This is a genomic window from Zobellia laminariae (assembly GCF_030553095.1).
Taxonomy (GTDB): domain Bacteria; phylum Bacteroidota; class Bacteroidia; order Flavobacteriales; family Flavobacteriaceae; genus Zobellia; species Zobellia laminariae.
Genome location: NZ_CP130738.1, coordinates 397,142 through 415,340, shown reverse-complemented (window position 1 = coordinate 415,340; position 18,199 = coordinate 397,142). Strand labels below are relative to the sequence as shown.

The window sequence follows — 18,199 nt, the reverse complement described above, 5'->3', positions numbered from 1 at the left end:
CTATTTCGATTACAAGTTTTAGTCTTCGCTAGGGTTTGTAAATAGGCTAAAAATACTACCTCCGTATTTTCGTTTTTCAACAAAATTATCTAGATGAGACAAATCCATTTGGCTAGCATGCTCTATTACGAGCAGACCATTTTCTAATAATAATTCTTTTTCAAAAACTAGTTTCGGTATTTTTTCGAAGGATTCCAAGGGTAAGTCGTATGGGGGATCAGCAAATATAATGGTTGCTTTTTCGCGAGACTTTTCAAGATAACTAAAAACATCACTTTTGTAAGCAGCAATACCCATTTCCATTGCGGCAGATGTTTCGTTAATAAATCTCACACATCCATAATCGGCATCAACGGCACTTATCTGCTTCGTACCTCTAGAGGCAAACTCGTAACTGATGTTTCCTGTTCCCGCAAACAAATCAAGGACAACAAGGTCATCAAAATAATAACGATTGTTCAAAATGTTGAACAAAGCTTCTTTGGCCATGTCCGTGGTTGGGCGAACTGGTAATTTTTTAGGTGCTGTTATTCGCTTTCCTTTGTGTAAACCTGAAATGATGCGCATTAAAAAGCGTTTATTACGGTGAAATCAATTGTTTCTTCTGGTCGGTCTATCTTGTGTTCGGTAAATGATGGGTAAAACATAGTGACATCCTTTACGTAGTTGTAGCAGAGGTCATAAATATCATCATCTTTTTCAATATCACCAAAGAGTTTTATGGAAACAGATTCTGTGTCAAGTTCTAGCTGTTCTAACGTGAAAAGCAGGTAATAGAGAAAATCTTCTTTGGTTACAAAATTAAAGCTGTTAAATAGTAAAAGCTTTTTTGAAGCTATAACGGTAACATCCATCTGGCGTTGCGAAGTATGTATATAGCAAACTGTTTCTTTACTGGCGGAATGGTTGTTTAATAACGATTCTACCATTACAGTACCATTATGCTTAAAGGTAAATTCACCAAAAAGATCGTAAATGTAGTTGTTGATGTTTACAAAGGGAACATAAACATTGTTGATGCCATAGCTTTCGAGTTCATCAAAGGCTAAGTGGTCATTAGCTAATATTTTTGTATTGAATTTTAGATAGTTGGCCAGTTCGTCTTCATTAAATAGGGACTGCGGCACTAGACTGAACAAGTTGTTTCTGTGTACTACTACAATTTCAGAAAACTGATTATCTTCTATATGATGTGTAGAAAAGAGAAGCTTTAATCGCTTTAAAATTTCATAAGGCGTGAGTTCTTTTGCAAAAACAACCTTTTCTGAGTTTAAGATTGAATTTGCTACTGTGTCAAATACACAAAAAGAAAGTCCATTCAAGCTAACTTGAATGGACAGTTTTTTAAAATTCTCCACTGGTTCTCCAGTATTATTATTCGTCTCCTTTTTTATCATATATAGGGGGCCAGTTTCCAGCTGTACTTACTTCGTTAAGAGAACCAACTTTTATAAATGCTCCGTTAACTTCTTCAACACCAATCTCTGCCTTTTCTTTCTTAAGAAGTGTTTCTTGCTGATCGTACAATACTACTGCCTTGTCTATTTTAGCTTCAAAAACAGGAGCTTTATAGCTTCCTTTGGTTAGAATGTCAGATTTCATTTCGAATTTCTCTCCACCTTGTGCAAAAGGAACTTCCATAAGAGTCTTGTAACGAGTATCTCCTTTAAAAAGAGAATCTTTTACAGAAACAGTACCTAATGTATCAATGATTTTAACCTCTTTTAAAAGGTCAATTTGATATGTTTTATCGAATTCCATATAAGATGAATCACGTTGTTGAGTAATAGTATACTCAGCAGTGTCGATAAACTTAATCAAACTGTTAAAATCTTTGGCGTATTTTCTGTTTACAGTTTTATAGGCCTCTTGAGCGTTTCTAATATCCTTCAACTTGGCGATAACCTGCCCGTAACGTTCTTCTTTTACTTTGTTGAACTCTATTGGTCCCGTAACTGATTGGTATATAGCGTAAGCTAAACCTGCACATGCTACCCACAGTACAATTTGAATTATGGTCTTCATTTCTTAAGTGTTAATTATATTTTAGTGGTTGTGACAAATCTACAATTTTTTTTCAATCGCAAAAGTTTTTCTCGTAAAAATCCTGTTTATCTTTGATACCTATGGTAACTTTGAACGATGCATCATTTTATAAAATACTAAAGGAGAAATTTCCACACGAGCCTACACTTAAGCAGGCAATAGCATTACAAAAGCTAGCCACGTATATACTTTCTGACAGAAAGGACGATGTGTTCTTACTTAAAGGTTTTGCCGGTACTGGTAAAACAACTTTGGTGGGAACTGTGGTTAACAGTCTGTGGAAGACCACAATGAAGGCTGTTTTAATGGCGCCCACCGGAAGAGCGGCAAAAGTAATGTCTAATTACGCGAACACGCAATCCTTCACCATTCACAGAAAGATATATTTTCCTAAAAAGCAGGGAGGTGGAGGAATTCAATTTGTTCTAGCACCAAATAAACATAGAAACACCATTTTTATAGTGGATGAAGCTTCTATGATACCCGATGCGCCAACTGATTCTAAACTATTTGGGAATGGATCTCTTTTAGATGATTTAATTCAGTTTGTCTATTCAGGTCATAATTGTAAACTCATTTTAATTGGGGATACAGCTCAGCTACCACCTGTGCATTTGAATATTAGTCCAGCATTAGATCCAGATAAGTTAGCGTTAAATTATGATAAGGAAGTAGTGCGGTTAGAGTTGGATGAAGTAGTTAGGCAGGCTGAAGATTCTGGTATTCTGGTAAATGCAACCTTACTTCGGGAACAATTGCAGAGTAATTTTACAGATGAGTTTAAATTTCATCTAAGCAATTTTAAAGATATAGTTAGGCTTGTGGATGGTTATGAGATACAAGAAGCTATTGATACTAGTTATTCCGAAAATGGGAAGGAAGAGACCGCGTTTATAGTCAGGTCCAATAAAAGGGCTAATCTATACAACGAAAATATCCGCAGCCGAATCTTATTTTTGGAAAATGAAATTGCTGTAGGAGATTTTATGATGGTCGTAAAGAACAATTATTTTTGGTTGTCTCCTAATAGTGAGGCGGGTTTTATTGCCAACGGAGACGTTATAGAAGTGCTTGAGTTGTTTGCCATAAAAGAATTGTACGGTTTTAGATTTGCAGAGGTTAAAGTTCAAATGGTAGATTATCCCAACCAAAAACCTTTTGAGACAGTTCTTTTGTTAGATACGATAAAGGCAGAAACACCGTCTTTACCTTATGAAGAAGGGAATAGACTCTATCAGGAAGTAATGAAAGACTTTGCTAATGAATCATCTAAATACAAGAAGTTTTTAGGTGTAAAGAGCAATAAATACTTCAATGCCTTACAAGTAAAATTTTCATATGCCATTACCTGTCATAAATCTCAAGGAGGGCAATGGAATACTGTTTTTGTAGAACAGCCCTATTTACCCAACGGAGTAGATAAAGAATACCTACGTTGGTTGTATACCGCCGTTACAAGGGCAAAAAAGCAGTTGTACCTAATAGGATTTAAGGACGATTTTTTTGTTGGTGAGGAATAGGCTAAATTGCGTCTTTACAAAGTGTTAGTTAATGGGTTTTTACATTTTGTACTAATGTGGTATGCCCATTTTGATCTCATGTAAATCACTATAATTCAGTAATAATATGACCTCAGAAAGCATAATCAGTATTTTTTTAGGTATTGGCCTCGCTGCATCTGTGGGCTTTCGAGTATTCTTGCCTCTATTTGCTTTGAGTCTGGCATCGTATACCGGAGTTTGGGAACTTAATGAAAGCTGGCAGTGGATAGGAAGTTTTGCAGCCGTGGTAACTCTGGGAGTTGCAACCTTGGTTGAAATTTTTGGATATTTCATACCCTTGGTGGACAATCTTTTAGATAGCTTTGCAGTGCCTTTAGCTGCAATAGCTGGAACCGCCGTTATGGTATCTACAGTGGCAGATTTAGATCCTGTGGTAACTTGGTCTTTGGCAATTATTGCAGGAGGAGGAACGGCAACTGCTATAAAAGGTGCGGGAGCAACTGGTAGATTGGCTTCTACCGCAACCACGGGTGGTTTGGCAAATCCCTTAGTTTCAACATTAGAAACAGGTACAGCGGTCGTTGTAACCACGGCATCAATTTTTGCGCCGGTGTTAGCGGTAGTTCTAGTAATTATAATTTTGGTTTTTATCTTTCGTATTTATAGAAAGTTAAGACCCAAAAGAACGGATTAGAGACGTTTAAGATGGCTTGCGAAATTTTTGTTTTTTCGTAATCTATAGACCGAAAACAAATATAATAGTAAACGATAATCAGGATATAAAGTGAAAATAATAGCCATGATACCGGCCCGCTACGCGGCATCTAGATTCCCTGCTAAATTGATGCAGGACCTATCAGGGAAACCTGTAATTCTACGTACTTACGAAGCAGCAATAGGAACCAAGTTGTTTGACGAGGTTTATGTAGTGACCGATAGTGATGTTATTTTTGATGCCATAACCAACGCAGGTGGTCAAGCGCTAATGAGCCAGAAGGAACATGACTGTGGTAGTGATCGAATTGCTGAGGCAGTTACGGATATGGATGTTGATATTATTGTGAACGTTCAAGGAGACGAACCCTTTACGGATAGAGAAAGTTTGGCAAGCGTTTTGGAGGTGTTTAAAAACGATACGGAGAAAGAAATAGACTTAGCGTCCTTAATGGTTAGGATTACTGATGAAGAAGAAATAAACAACTCCAACACAGTAAAGGTCATTGTTGATAATCGTAATTTTGCCCTGTATTTTTCACGTTCAGTAATTCCTTATCCAAGAAATAAAGAAATTGAAAGTGTTTATTATAAGCACAAGGGTATTTATGCCTTTAGGAAAAGTGCATTAATGGCTTTTCAGAGACTACCAATGCTGCCGTTAGAAGCTATTGAAAAAATTGAAGCTATTCGTTACCTAGAGTACGGAAAGAAAATCAAAATGGTTGAAACAACCGTTTCGGGAATAGAAATAGATACTCCCGAAGATTTGAAAAGAGCACAACAAGCATGGAAGTAGATTATAGTAAAATTACAGTAGTTGGCTTTGATGCCGATGATACGTTGTGGGTAAACGAAACCTATTTTAGAGAAGCAGAGGAGAAGTTCGCTAAGCTTTTGGAAGGTTACGAGACTATGAATACCATAGATCAGGAGTTGTTTAAAATGGAAATCAATAACCTGGAGCTTTACGGCTATGGTGTAAAAGGTTTTATGCTCTCTATGGTAGAATCTGCATTGAAACTTTCAAATAACAGGGTTTCACAAGCAACGATTGAAGAAATTTTGAATCTAGGTAAAGAAATGTTACGCCAACCAGTAGAGTTATTAGATGGTGTAAGAGAAGTTTTACGTAAATTAAGCGGTAATTACCGACTTATTGTTTTGACAAAAGGTGATCTTTTAGATCAAGAACGTAAATTAGAAAAGTCTGGACTTTCTGAATTTTTTCACCATGTGGAAGTCCTAAGTGATAAGAAAGAAGAAAACTATATACATTTGTTGAACCATTTGCAAATTGATGTAAATGAGTTTTTAATGATAGGGAATTCATTAAAATCCGATGTGCTGCCTTTGGTTGAAATTGGTGCGCAAGCGGTACATGTACCCTTTCATACTACGTGGCAACATGAACAAGTGAAAATTAATGATGAAGATTACAATTATCTGAAAATTAATACATTGTCAGATATATTAGCGTATTTGAAATAGGTTATGATGGAGGTAAAAAAAGAAATGCAGGTAAAAAAAGCAACTGTAGGTAAACAAACGGAATTTAGAAATTTTCCAATGGTGCCTAGAGTGGTTTTTGGCAAGGGAAGTTTTAATCAATTGGGAGAGATACTAATGCCCAAGCGCAAACATTCCGATGCTCCTTTTATTTTTTTAGTTGATGATGTTTTTGAAAATACGGAGTTGGCAAAAAGAATTCCACTGATTTTTAACGATCAAATTATATTCATCTCTGCGGAAGAGGAGCCTAAAACGGAACAAGTAGATGCTTTAGTAGATAAAATAAAGAGAGAATATCAAGATTTGCCTTCGGGAATTGTTGGTATTGGAGGAGGAACTCTATTAGATTTAGCCAAAGCTGTATCAATTTTACTAACTAATAACGGAAGTTCTTCAGAATATCAAGGATGGGATTTAGTTCAAAAGCCAGCAATTTTTCACGTGGGAATACCTACAATAAGTGGAACAGGCGCAGAGGTTTCTAGAACTACGGTTTTATTGGGGCCAGATAAAAAATTAGGAATAAATTCAGACCATACAACTTTCGGTCAAGTGCTTTTAGATCCAGATTTAACCCAAGGAGTCTCAAAAGAGCAATGGTTTTATACGGGGATGGATTGTTTTATTCACTGTATTGAATCACTTACAGGGACATTTTTAAATGCCTTTAGCCAAAGTTATGGAGAGAAAGCTCTAGAACTATGTAAAGAAGTTTATTTAGGAGATTTGCCAGCAGAGGAATCAAGAGATAAACTAATGATGGCTTCATGGCACGGGGGTATGAGTATTGCTTATTCTCAAGTAGGTGTGGCACATGCTATGAGTTATGGTCTTGGTTATTTATTGGGAGTTAAACATGGTATTGGTAATTGTTTAGTATTTCAACATCTTGAGGAATTCTACCCAGAAGGTGTAGATCTTTTCAATAAAATGAAGGAAAAACATAATATTCAATTGCCAACTGGTATCTGCGCTAATCTAAGTGAAGCAGAATTTGAGACTATGATTTCCGTAGCAATGAACATGGTTCCGCTTTGGGAAAACGCATTAGGTAAAAACTGGAGGGACACTATTACTCCTGAAAAGTTAGAATCCATCTACAGAAAAATTTAGTATTACATTTTTATTGGTAAAATAGGTGGTAACCTTAGATGGTAGTCCCAATTTCACTTTTCTAAATCTCAACGTACTCTCATGCAAAAATTAGCTCGTTTTATTTATTTCAAGTTGATGGGCTGGAAAATGGTGGGCGAATTTCCCGGTCATATAGATAAGTTTGTAATTGCAGTAGTACCACATACAAGTTATATGGATTTTTTCCTCGGACTCCTTATTAGAAAGGTATGGGGAGAAGAAATTAATTTTGTTGGTAAGAAGAGTCTTTTTGCTTTTCCTTTCGGGTTTATATTTAGACGATTAGGAGGGGAGCCTATTGATCGTAGCAAGAATAACGATATGGTTTCGGCCACAGTAAAGGTATTTGAAAAACGAAAAAAATTCAGATTAACAATCGCGCCAGAAGGTACCCGTAAGAAGGTAGATAAATGGAAAACCGGTTTTTACTACATTGCTAAAGGAGCTAATGTCCCCATAGTTTTAATAGCTTTTGATTTTGGTAAAAAACAGGTCAAGGTTTCAGAACCTTTATATACTACGGACGATAAAGAAGCAGATTTTAAAGTCTACAAAAAATTCTTTGAGGGTGTAGTAGGAAAGGTCTCTCGGTAGGTGTGTCTTGATTTAGGCTTACCGTTTTAATCTCAAACAATAATTCTGTAATTATATCATTAAAATAAAAAAAAAGTGCCCATTTCTGGGCGCTTTTTTATTCAAATATATTTGGTGCAAAATGTTACTCTTGCATTGTATGATATACATTCTGTACATCATCATCTTCCTCAATTTTCTCTAAAAGTTTTTCAACATCGGCAGCTTCTTCTTCAGAAAGTGCTTTGGTTACTTGCGGAATACGCTCAAACCCAGAAGATAGAATCTCAAGTTCTCTGTTTTCCAATTCTTTTTGAATGTCTCCAAAGCTCTCAAAAGGAGCGTAAATCAAGATACCATCGTCATCAACAAAAACCTCTTCGGCTCCAAAATCTATAAGTTCTAATTCTAGTTCTTCTGGGTCGATACCTTCTGCAGGAATCCTAAAATTACAAGTATGGTCAAACATAAACTCTACCGAGCCTGATGTGCCCAAACTACCATCACATTTATTAAAGTAACTTCTAATATTAGCAACGGTACGGGTGTTATTATCTGTTGCGGTTTCAATTAGAATAGCAATACCATGTGGCGCGTAACCTTCAAAAAGAACTTCTTTGTAATCACCTAGACTTTTATCTGAGGCTCTTTTAATAGCGCGCTCAATATTATCTTTAGGCATGTTAACAGCCTTTCCGTTCTGAATTACGGCTCGCAGTCTAGAGTTAGAATCCGGGTCCGGTCCTCCTTCTTTTACTGCCATAACAATGTCCTTGCCAATACGCGTAAAGGCTTTAGACATTGCCGACCAGCGCTTCATTTTACGTGCTTTCCTGAATTCAAAAGCTCTTCCCATAATCTATGTGTAATATATTTGTTGAAGGTAGCAAATTTAATAAAAATGACAACGGTTGCAAGTAACTGAGCTTCATCAATTCAAAAGAACTTTACTTAGCACTGTTTTTGAAGCAACGAACGAGAACCGTGTGTTAATTTTTTTATTCACTCTCTATAATCTCTTCTATGCTATGTGCTAGCTTAAAATCTTTTACAGTAATACCCTCTGCATCGTGGGTATTGAGTCTAATATGTAAAGAATTGTAGACGTTGCTCCAGTCTGGGTGATGGCCTTGAGCTTCACATTCAAAAGCAATGCGAGTCATAACAGAGAATGCATCCTTAAAGTCTTTGAATTCAAAAGAAGTTTCAATTGCACCATCAGCATACTCCCAGCCATTTAGTTTGATAAGTTCACTTTCTATTTCTTGTTCCGATAGTTTTTTCATAGTATTCTAAATAATATTTGTGCGTAATTATTAGCTCTCTTAAATTACGCAATTCAAATTCCTTGGGTCGTGAAAAGTTCCTAATTTTTAGTGTTAACGCATCACATGATGGTTAATAATATCTTGATACCCGTATTGTAAGTTTTTTGGTAATTTATTGTCTTTTGGTAGAACGGCAAGATATCTCTCGTCGTTGGTTGTAAATATCCGTTTGTAAATAGGGCTAAATTCTCCAATGCGTTCTATTACTTCCTTTATAAAATCTTCATGGTGCACAAGGTCGTTACTGCCTAAATGAAAGATTCCAGTTTTGTCTCTATTAATGAGATAGTGGATTTGTTGGGTAAGTTTATCATCATTAGTGACATTCAAAACCAGATTAGGAAAAACTTCAACAGGGGCATTATCCCAAATATATTTTTTAATATCTTTTATCCGCGGAGAGCTATTTCCAAAAACCATAGGAATACGTAAGATTCCCATTTTATCTTGAGGCAGTCTAAGCAGCATATTTTCAATTTTAATCTTTAATCTTCCGTAAACACTCTCAGAAAGAGTCTTATCGTGTTCGTAAGACGGATATTTTCTATAAGCATCAAAGACATTGGCGGAAGAAAGAAAGTATAGTCTACAATCGTTCTCTTTTAAATATTCTATAATATGTTGATGTGCCAATATTTGAGCGGCGAAATTACCGCGAAGGGCAGAAACGATTACCTTAGGCCGGACTTTTTCTAGAATCTCATGTACATCATCTTCCTCCATATCGTATTTGAAGAACTGTTTATTGTCTTCAAACGACCGTCTGGCTGAATTATACGTTCCATAAGTATCAAAATAGTTACATAGCTCCTTGTAAATAGCGTTACCTAAAAAACCACTTCCACCAAGTATTAAAATTTTTTTTATATCCAATCTTTAAAAAATTGAGTGTCCTGTTTTAGTTGTTAATTCTTCTAAAGCAGCCATTCCTAATTTAGAGTTTCCCTTAGGGTTTAAACCAGAGACCAAGTAGCTACACAATATGTATTAGGTAGCAAAGCTACTATTCCGCCACCAACACCACTTTTTCCGGGAAGACCAACTTCAAAAGCAAACTCTCCGGCTTCATCATAAAAACCGCAAGTTAGCATCAAAGCATTTATACGTTTTACCTGGGTTAGATTTAGATAACTTTTTTCTCTTAGACAAGTACCGTGATTCATGAAAATATAAAAAGCATCGGTTAATTGTTTGCAGTTCATCTCTAACGAACATTGATAGAAATACAAATCTAGCACAGACTCTACATCATTATGCAGGTTGCCGTAAGATTTCAATAAATTAGCCGCTGCGTAATTTTTAAATCCGGTCTTTTTTCTGATAAAGCTACTTTTTCATTGTAGCGAATAGAAGAGTCATTTGCTAACTCTTGAACAAAACGTAAAAACTCTTCTTTAGGGTTTTCTAAATGAGAAACCAATACATCTGCAATTACAAGCGCACCAGCATTTATAAAAGGGTTTCTAGGAATACCATTCTCCTGTTCCAATAGTGATAAATGGTTGAATGGGTCACCAGAAGGCTCCACATCAACTCTTTTCCATAACTCATCTCCAACCAAACTAAAAGAAAAAGCAAGTGCCAGTACTTTAGAAATACTTTGAATAGAAAAGCCTTCCAATGCTTCTCCGGCGCTATAACTTTTCTGGTTTGCATCTATAATATGAATGCCAAATTTATGTAAACTAATATTGGCTAATTCAGGAATATAGGAAGCTATGACACCTCTGTCTGTTGCTTCTTTGGAGTTCGTTACAATTTTGTCTATTATAGTTTGATAATCTACCATTAGGCTTTATAAAATGGAAGCTTAACGACAGTTGCTGGTATAGCCTTTTTACGAACTTGAATGTGTATTTTAGAACCAACCTCAGAAAAAACTTGCGGAACATATCCTAATCCGATTCCTTTTCCTAATGAAGGGGACATAGTTCCTGAAGTTACAATACCAATAGTTTTTCCTTGACCGTCTACAATGTCATAACCGTGTCTAGGTATGCCTCTTTCTTCTAGTTCAAAACCAATTAGTTTGCGCTCTGGGTCATGTGCTTTTATTTTAGCTAAGGCTTCACTGTTCACGAAATCTTTAGTGAATTTTGTAATCCAACCCAGACCAGCTTCAAAAGGAGATGTACTGTCATCAATATCGTTTCCATAGAGACAATACCCCATTTCAAGACGTAGGGTGTCACGGGCGGCAAGGCCAATTGGTTTAATACCGAAAGCGGCACCAACTTCAAAAATATTGTCCCATATTTGCTGAACTTCACTGTTCTTGCAATAGATTTCAAATCCACCGGAACCAGTATATCCTGTAGCAGATATGATTACATTTCCTATTCCAGCAAAATCGGCAACAACAAAATTATAAAATTTGATGCTGGCTAAATCTACTGAAGTTAAGGCTTGCATAGCTTCAACGGCTTTAGGGCCTTGAATTGCTAAAAGTGAGAATCCTTCTGAAATATCACGCATAGTTGCGCCTATCTCTTCATTATATTTTGATATATGCGACCAATCTTTTTCAATATTGGAAGCATTTACTACCAAAAGGTAGGTTTCTTCTTTAATGCGATATACAATAAGGTCATCAACAATACCACCTGTTTCATTTGGAAGACAACTATATTGGGCTTTTCCAATGGTGAGTTTGGAGGCATCATTGGAAGATACTTTTTGAATTAGCTCTAGAGCTTTTGGTCCTTCGATTAAAAATTCCCCCATGTGCGAAACGTCAAAAACGCCTACACCATTACGAACGGTCTCATGTTCTATATTTATGCCTTCATAAGAAACAGGCATATTATACCCTGCAAAGGGCACCATTTTAGCTCCCAAAGCTTCATGGGTAGATGTTAAAGCTGTGTTTTTCATCGTACTTGTATATTTAGATGTACAAAGCTATTGAAATATTTAACTATTGTATAAGTGCGCTTTGTTATGTTTTACACAATCTTTGTAAATTACCAATTCTTTAAAACAAATATGATGGTGAGACTTCTTTATTTAATAGTGGCGTTGATATTAACTCCTTTGACAAGCATTGCACAAGATGAACCTACGGATTTTCTTTCGTCAGAATTTCATAAAGGCAGGAGAGATGCTGTTAGAGAAATGATCTTATAGTAATAGTGTGGCCGTATTTTTTGCTAATGCCGTACGGAACCGTGCAAATGATGTTGATTATGTCTATCATCAAGATCCTAATTTTTACTACCTAACAGGATATAATGAGCCAAATGCAGTTTTGGTTCTATTTTCTGAAGACCAGCAAATTGATGGAGTTAATGTTAACGAGGTGTTGTACGTGCAAGAAAAAGACCCAAGGGCCGAGCAATGGAACGGGAAACGGTTGGGTATTGAAGGGGTTAAAGATAAATTAGGTTTTAAGACAGCATTTAACGGTAGCGCGTTTAAGCAAGCCGGAATCAATTTTCAGGAATTTGATAAAGTGTTGTTTTTTGATTTTGAAAACGATTTTCGTGATTCAAGTGATGAAGCAGATCTTTTCGATTTAATTCAATCATTTAAAACAAAAGCCAATTATCCCGCAGATTACGATAGTTCAAAAGATAGGTTCTATTCTATGATTACGTCCACGGATGTGGAGAATAGCGCCAATGTCGCACAAATATTAGGTAGATATTTGAGTAGGGATGAAAAACTAAAAGAAGACGAACTTATAAATGGTTTTGTAAATGCCGAAGATGACAAACTAAGAAGTGAAATTAAACAGAAAGTTACATTGAAATTGGATGCGAATAATTTGAATTCCTCAATGTTGAACGAAATTATGGCGACGCTAAGGGAGACCAAATCAGCAGAAGAAATGGTGCTCTTGAAAAAGGCTGTAGAAATTTCTGCCGTAGGACAGGTTGAGGTAATGAAAGCTATGCATCCAAATATGTCTGAAACTGAAATTCAGGGAGTTCATGAGTACGTCTATAAAAAATATGGAGCTGAATATGAAGGCTATCCGTCTATAGTAGGCGGAGGGAACAACGGTTGTATTTTACATTATATAGAAAATAATAAAACTAAAGTAGGTAGTGATTTAGTATTGATGGATTTAGGAGCTGAATATCACGGATATACAGCAGATGTTACCAGAACCATTCCTGCCAACGGTAAGTTTTCTAAAGAACAAAAGCTGATTTATGACATTGTGTATAATGCACAGGAAGCCGGTATTTCAGCTAGCGTAGTGGGTGCTCCTTTTCAAGCTCCATATCAGGCAGCCAGTAAGGTGATTACTGAAGGGCTAATGGCATTGGGTATTATTAAAAAGGAAGCAGACGCTCGTATTTACTTCCCTCATGGTACATCTCATTACTTAGGCTTAGATGTTCATGATCAAGGTACTTATAGACCTTTCCAAGAGAATACGGTTATTACTGTTGAACCTATGGTATTTACATTCCGGAAGGTAGCGCTTGTGATGAAAAATGGTGGGGTATTGCGGTACGTATAGAAGATGATATTCTAATAACAAATGAAGGTCCTATAAATTTATCGGCAATGGCGCCAAGAAAAGCAGAAGAGATAGAGAAAGTAATGAAACAGCCAAGTCCGCTGGACAAGTTTGAGCTTCCTGTTTTGAAGTAATAAAAAAAGCCCCTAAAGAAAATTTCTTTAGGGGCTTTTTTTATTTTATCTGTTTAACAAGTACTGTTTCAGTTCGTCGTATTCCTTTATTGAAATGGACTTCTTTTCTTTGTCCATCACTTTTTTGATTTGTTCAGGAATTTCAACTGTCTTGCCTATAGTGTCTTCCACCACGTCTAAAAACTTCACGGGATGAGCGGTTTCTAAAAAGATTCCATAAGTATCAGGATGTTCTGCTTGATATTTTTTCAATCCTAAATAACCAACAGCGCCATGTGGGTCGGCAATGTAACCACTGTCACTGTATATCTTCTTCATGGTCTCTCTAGTTTCTGCATCTGTAAATGAATAGGAAGAGAGGTTTTCTTTCAGTTTGTCAAAATTATCTTGATACAAATGTCTGATACGAATAAAATTACTAGGGTCACCCACATCCATAGCATTTGATATTGTTGCCGTTGATGGTTTTGGGTTGTACTCCTTGGTTTTCATAAACTGAGGAACGGTATCATTTACATTTGTGGAAGCCACAAAATGTTTTACAGGCATACCCAGACGTTGAGCTACCATACCGGCACATACGTTTCCAAAGTTTCCGCTAGGTATGGAAAATACAATTTCCTTTCCTTTTGATTTTGCCTGTTTGTAAGCGAACAAGAAATAGAATAATTGGGGCAACCAACGCGCCACATTAATAGAGTTAGCGGATGTTAATTGCATTTTTTCCAGAAGAGCTTCATCTAAAAATGCAGTTTTGACCATTTTTTGACAATCATCAAAAGTACCGTCAACATTAAGGGCGGTAATGTTTTGACCTAAAGTAGTTAACTGTCTTTCTTGAATATCACTCACTTTTCCGTTTGGATATAAAATAACCACACGTACTCCTTCTACACCTAAAAATCCATTGGCAACGGCACCACCGGTATCGCCAGAAGTAGCGACTAATACGGTTACATCCTGTTTTTCTCCTTCTGAAAAATAGCCAAGACAATTTGCCATAAAGCGAGCGCCTACATCTTTAAAGGCCATGGTAGGACCGTGAAAAAGCTCTAAAGTAGCTACGTTTTCCTCAATTTCAACAACAGGGAAATCAAAGTCAAGAACCTTGGCGATAATCTCACGAAGTCTATCATTTGGAATTTCCTTAGCCACAAACTGATGAATGGCATTAAAAGCTATTTCGTGATCCGTTAAATCTTCTATATGCTCAAAGAATCGCGCGGGAAGTGGCTCTATTTGCTCAGGAAAATACAACCCTTTATCAGGTGCAATCCCTTTAATCACTGCGTCTTTAAATGAAACTTCAGGTGCTTTTTTATTTAGACTATAAAAATTCATTACTGTATGGTCTTAATTCCTTCACTGTTAATTTTAGATACATGAACATCGTAATCAATACCTATGTTCTTGTATACTTCTTTCATTGCCGTTGCAACTTTATTTGCGGTGTCTATGCCTTTGCTGAATGCAAAAATAGATGGACCAGACCCAGAGATGCCACAACCTAAAGCACCTGCCTTTAGAGCTTCGCTTTTAACTTGGTCAAAACCATAGGTATAAGAATGGAGCGTATGGGTTCTACAATGTGGTCTTCCAAAGATCGACCAATTAGGTCATAATCCTCCGTAAATAGACCGGCAACGAGTCCGCCTACATTTCCCCATTGTTTAATACCGTCTGCTAAGGTAATATTGGTTTTAAGTATTTTTCTTGAGTCTGATGTTTTAACTTCTATTTGTGGATGGATGACCGTGGCGTGTAATTCAGATGGTGTGTGAATTGGTACAATATCCAAAGGGTCATAACTGCGTACTAGTGTAAAACCGCCAAATAGGGCAGGAGCTACATTATCTGCATGGGCTACACCACTTGCTAGTCTTTCCCCTTCCATTGAAAATTTAACGAGTTCTAGCGTGGTAAACGGCTTGTCTAGAAGTTCGTTCATGGCCCAAACTGCACCTGTTGAACTTGCGGCACTGCTACCTATTCCACTACCTGCTTTTATCTTTTTGTAAATTTCAATTTCAAATCCGCCTGTGTAATCGCTTTTCTCTAAAAGCGCTAAACCAGCTACGCCTGCAACATTTTGAAGCGTTTCCATTGGTAAATCTTGACCTTCAAGTTTAGTGATTCGTATGCCTTTTTCTTGGGTTTTACGAACAACCATTGTGTCGCCTACATTATCAAGGGCGACTCCTAAGACGTCAAATCCACATGAAACATTTGCTATAGTGGCGGGGCAAAAAACTTTGATTTCCTCCATAATTAGAAATTTCCGATTCTGATGATATCGGCAAAAATACCTGATGCTGTAACATCTGCACCTGCGCCTGCTCCTTTTATGATCATGGGCTGGTTAGGGTAACGCTCTGTGTAGAATAACACGATGTTGTCACTTCCTTCCAAGTTATAAAAATCATGACCTTTTGGTATAGCTTGCAGACCCACACTTGCTTTTCCATCTTCAAACTGGGCAACATATTTTAGCTTACTGTTGGCGTCGTTAGCTTCTTTGTACATGGCTTGAAAATCATCTTCATGTTTTATCAGCGTAGCAAAAAAGTCTTCGTTATTATCGGTATCCAAACTTTCTTGTGGTAAGAAAGATTTGTTAGCAATATCTGTAATCTCTAGTTGATTTCCGCTTTCTCTTGCCAAAATCAGAATCTTTCGCATTACATCAACACCGCTCAGGTCAATTTTTGGATCTGGTTCAGTATAGCCTTCTTGCTGGGCTTGTTTCACAATGTCATGAAAAGTTGTCTTATCATTAAAGTTGTTGAAGACAAAGTTTAGGCTTCCTGAAAGGACCGCTTGAATTTTAAGAATTTTATCACCCGAAGCAATCAAATGCTTTAAGGTATCTATAATCGGTAAGCCTGCGCCTACATTGGTCTCAAATAAAAATGGAGCATTGTAGGTTCTAGCAAGAGATTTTAATTCTTGGTAATTTTCGTAGGCAGATGAACATGCAATTTTATTACAAGTAACTACAGAAATACTATTGCCTAAATAGGTGTTGTAAGTTTTAGAAACCTCTTCACTAGCCGTATTATCAACAAAAATACTGTTACGGTAATTAAGTTCATTCACCTTTTTCATGAATTCAACCTTATCCGCTTTTTGACCACCGGCCAAAGCCTCTTCCCAGTTTTTGAGAGAAATTCCGCTTTCTTCAAAAACCATGGTTCGTGAATTGGACATACCAATTACACGGATGTTCAATTTTAAGTTCTCCTTCAAAAACTTCTTTTGTTGATAAACTTGATTCAAAAATTTTGAACCTACATTACCAACACCCATTACAAATAGGTTTAATTGTTTTATGTTTTCCTCAAAAAATTCTTCATGTAGCGCATTCAGAGCTTTTTTGACATCTTCTTTTTTGATGACTGCAGAAATGTTTCGCTCGGATGCTCCTTGCGCAATAACCCTAAGGTTTACATTATTCTTTCCTAAGGTGCTGAACATTTTACCGCTCAAACCCTGGTGGCTTTTCATATTATCGCCAACTAAAGCAATTATGGCCAATTCTTTTTCGGCTATTACAGGTTTTATTTTTCCTCTTTCAATTTCATATTCAAAAGCGGCGTTTACAACTTCTGTTGCCTTATCAATGTCATCAGCAGAAATACCTACACAGATTGAATGTTCAGAAGACGCTTGAGTAATAAGTACAACACTTATTTCCGATTGAGAAAGTACTTCAAAAAAACGTTTAGAAGTTATGGAATACCTACCATTCCCGGTCCTTCAAGAGATAAAAGCGCAATATTTTCAACATGGCTTATGCCACGTACAGTCTTGCCTTTTTCGTTTTTGTTTTTGGTAATTAATGTACCTGCATTTTCAGGTTCAAAAGTATTTTTTATTACGATAGAGATTCCCTTAGCCAACACCGGTTGAATTGTTGGAGGGTATAAAACTTTGGCGCCAAAATGAGAAAGCTCCATGGCTTCTTCGTAAGATATGTGCGGGATAGCCTTGGCTTGTTTTACCAATTTAGGATTAGCAGTATACATACCACTAACATCTGTCCAGATTTCTAAAAATTCAGCATTGATTGCCGCTGCTATAATGGCGGCAGTGTAATCAGAACCTCCACGTCCTAATGTGGTAGAGTTACCACTTTCACTGGAAGCGATAAAACCTCCCATGACAATAACTTGGTGTTCGTCTTTATCTAAGAAATTTGCGCAATTAGCGTTGGTTAAATCAAAATTAACCGTGGCTTTGCCGTTAACATCATTGGTCTTGATCAGCTCTCTGCTATCTAAATAGCCGGCTTTCAATCCTTCTTGGGTAAAATACTCACTAATAATATAGGATGATAAAAGCTCGCCGTAGCTTACAATTTTATCGGAAAGTCGGGGAGTGATTTCACCAATTAGAAACGCACCTTCCAGTAGTGTCTCCAAAGTATTGAGTTCACTTTTGACCTTACTAAGTACCTTGCTCTGGGCATTTACGTGAATAAGTTCCTTGGCAGTCTCTAAGTGTCTGTCTTCAATTTCTTTTAAAATTGATTTATAACCTTCACTTTGTTTTGAAGCTAAATGAGCCGCATTCAATAAGAGATCTGTGACTCCACCAAAAGCTGATACCACTACAATGGTCTTATTGCTATTTGTATTGGCTACAATATTTTTTACTAATGATATGTTGGAGGCGTTAGCAACAGAGGTGCCGCCGAATTTTAAAACTTTCATGTTAGATGAAATTAACTCTTAAAAATAGATTGAATGCGAAATAACGCAATAGCGAACTGATATGTTTTTGTCT

General features: G+C 36.7%; 15 protein-coding genes and 3 pseudogenes. 7 read left to right on the top strand and 11 right to left on the bottom strand.

Translation table 11 applies throughout. The features are described 5' to 3' along the window. Positions 1 to 18 precede the first annotated feature (18 nt). Genes Q5W13_RS02120 through Q5W13_RS02110 form a run of 3 tightly spaced genes read right to left on the bottom strand, consistent with a single transcriptional unit; the run spans position 19 to position 2,025 of the window. Positions 19 to 567, bottom strand: a complete 549-nt coding sequence (locus Q5W13_RS02120; protein ID WP_304445225.1) for an RsmD family RNA methyltransferase — start codon at positions 565 to 567, stop codon at positions 19 to 21. Further along, complete coding sequence (locus tag Q5W13_RS02115; protein WP_304445224.1) at positions 567 to 1,397, bottom strand: DUF3822 family protein; 831 nt, start codon at positions 1,395 to 1,397, stop codon at positions 567 to 569. The genes Q5W13_RS02120 and Q5W13_RS02115 overlap by 1 nt, the downstream gene beginning before the upstream one ends. Beyond that, entirely contained in the window at positions 1,375 to 2,025 is a 651-nt protein-coding gene (locus Q5W13_RS02110; protein WP_155597361.1) for a hypothetical protein, read from the bottom strand. Before Q5W13_RS02110 ends, Q5W13_RS02115 begins: the two co-directional genes overlap by 23 nt. A 101-nt stretch (positions 2,026 to 2,126) precedes the next feature. On the opposite strand from Q5W13_RS02110, the gene Q5W13_RS02105 reads away from it, so the two are divergent. From Q5W13_RS02105 to Q5W13_RS02080, 6 genes are all read left to right on the top strand, one after another. Beyond that, on the top strand, positions 2,127 to 3,566 hold the full coding sequence (locus tag Q5W13_RS02105; RefSeq protein WP_214611794.1) for an ATP-dependent DNA helicase: 1,440 nt from the start codon (positions 2,127 to 2,129) through the stop codon (positions 3,564 to 3,566). A 106-nt stretch (positions 3,567 to 3,672) separates the two neighbouring features. Beyond that, positions 3,673 to 4,242: a DUF4126 domain-containing protein gene (locus Q5W13_RS02100; RefSeq protein ID WP_155597359.1), complete on the top strand. Its 570-nt coding sequence runs from the start codon at positions 3,673 to 3,675 to the stop codon at positions 4,240 to 4,242. Between the two features lie 105 nt (positions 4,243 to 4,347). Then, positions 4,348 to 5,061, top strand: coding sequence for a 3-deoxy-manno-octulosonate cytidylyltransferase (kdsB, locus tag Q5W13_RS02095; protein WP_304445223.1), 714 nt, complete (start codon positions 4,348 to 4,350; stop codon positions 5,059 to 5,061). After that, positions 5,052 to 5,753 carry an HAD family hydrolase gene (locus Q5W13_RS02090; RefSeq protein WP_214611792.1) on the top strand — a complete coding sequence of 234 codons (702 nt, stop codon included), beginning with the start codon at positions 5,052 to 5,054 and terminating at the stop codon, positions 5,751 to 5,753. The genes kdsB and Q5W13_RS02090 overlap by 10 nt, the downstream gene beginning before the upstream one ends. Before the next feature lie 6 nt (positions 5,754 to 5,759). Then, on the top strand, positions 5,760 to 6,887 hold the full coding sequence (locus Q5W13_RS02085) for an iron-containing alcohol dehydrogenase family protein (protein ID WP_304446590.1): 1,128 nt from the start codon (positions 5,760 to 5,762) through the stop codon (positions 6,885 to 6,887). 81 nt (positions 6,888 to 6,968) lie between these two features. Continuing rightward, entirely contained in the window at positions 6,969 to 7,502 is a 534-nt protein-coding gene (locus Q5W13_RS02080) for a 1-acyl-sn-glycerol-3-phosphate acyltransferase (protein WP_155597356.1), read from the top strand. Positions 7,503 to 7,626: 124 nt separating this feature from the next. Here Q5W13_RS02080 and Q5W13_RS02075 read toward each other — a convergent pair whose 3' ends face one another. The 5 genes and pseudogenes from Q5W13_RS02075 to gcvT all read right to left on the bottom strand — a co-directional run bounded on the left by Q5W13_RS02075 (position 7,627) and on the right by gcvT (position 11,683). Continuing rightward, positions 7,627 to 8,337, bottom strand: coding sequence for a YebC/PmpR family DNA-binding transcriptional regulator (locus Q5W13_RS02075; protein ID WP_304445222.1), 711 nt, complete (start codon positions 8,335 to 8,337; stop codon positions 7,627 to 7,629). Between the two features lie 142 nt (positions 8,338 to 8,479). Then, a complete protein-coding gene (locus Q5W13_RS02070; protein ID WP_304445221.1) occupies positions 8,480 to 8,767 on the bottom strand; it encodes a 4a-hydroxytetrahydrobiopterin dehydratase in 288 nt (95 codons plus the stop codon). A 93-nt stretch (positions 8,768 to 8,860) separates the two neighbouring features. Further along, complete coding sequence (locus Q5W13_RS02065) at positions 8,861 to 9,682, bottom strand: sugar nucleotide-binding protein (RefSeq protein WP_155597353.1); 822 nt, start codon at positions 9,680 to 9,682, stop codon at positions 8,861 to 8,863. 3 nt (positions 9,683 to 9,685) lie between these two features. After that, a pseudogene (locus Q5W13_RS02060) lies at positions 9,686 to 10,598 on the bottom strand (glutaminase). Continuing rightward, positions 10,598 to 11,683: a glycine cleavage system aminomethyltransferase GcvT gene (gene gcvT, locus Q5W13_RS02055; RefSeq protein WP_304445220.1), complete on the bottom strand. Its 1,086-nt coding sequence runs from the start codon at positions 11,681 to 11,683 to the stop codon at positions 10,598 to 10,600. Before gcvT ends, Q5W13_RS02060 begins: the two are co-directional and overlap by 1 nt. Before the next feature lie 259 nt (positions 11,684 to 11,942). Here gcvT and Q5W13_RS02050 point away from each other — a divergent pair, with 259 nt between their 5' ends. Continuing rightward, the gene (locus tag Q5W13_RS02050) at positions 11,943 to 13,280 is read left to right on the top strand and encodes an aminopeptidase P N-terminal domain-containing protein (protein ID WP_368662405.1); all 1,338 of its coding nucleotides are present in this window, start codon (positions 11,943 to 11,945) and stop codon (positions 13,278 to 13,280) included. A 179-nt stretch (positions 13,281 to 13,459) separates the two neighbouring features. Here the strand turns inward: Q5W13_RS02050 and thrC are convergent, their stop codons facing one another. The 3 genes and pseudogenes from thrC to thrA all read right to left on the bottom strand — a co-directional run bounded on the left by thrC (position 13,460) and on the right by thrA (position 18,126). Beyond that, positions 13,460 to 14,755: a threonine synthase gene (thrC, locus tag Q5W13_RS02045; RefSeq protein ID WP_304445219.1), complete on the bottom strand. Its 1,296-nt coding sequence runs from the start codon at positions 14,753 to 14,755 to the stop codon at positions 13,460 to 13,462. After that, a pseudogene (locus Q5W13_RS02040) lies at positions 14,755 to 15,680 on the bottom strand (homoserine kinase). The gene thrC and the pseudogene Q5W13_RS02040 overlap by 1 nt, the downstream one beginning before the upstream one ends. Positions 15,681 to 15,682: 2 nt before the next feature. Continuing rightward, positions 15,683 to 18,126 (bottom strand): annotated as a pseudogene (gene thrA, locus Q5W13_RS02035) (bifunctional aspartate kinase/homoserine dehydrogenase I). Positions 18,127 to 18,199 lie beyond the last annotated feature (73 nt).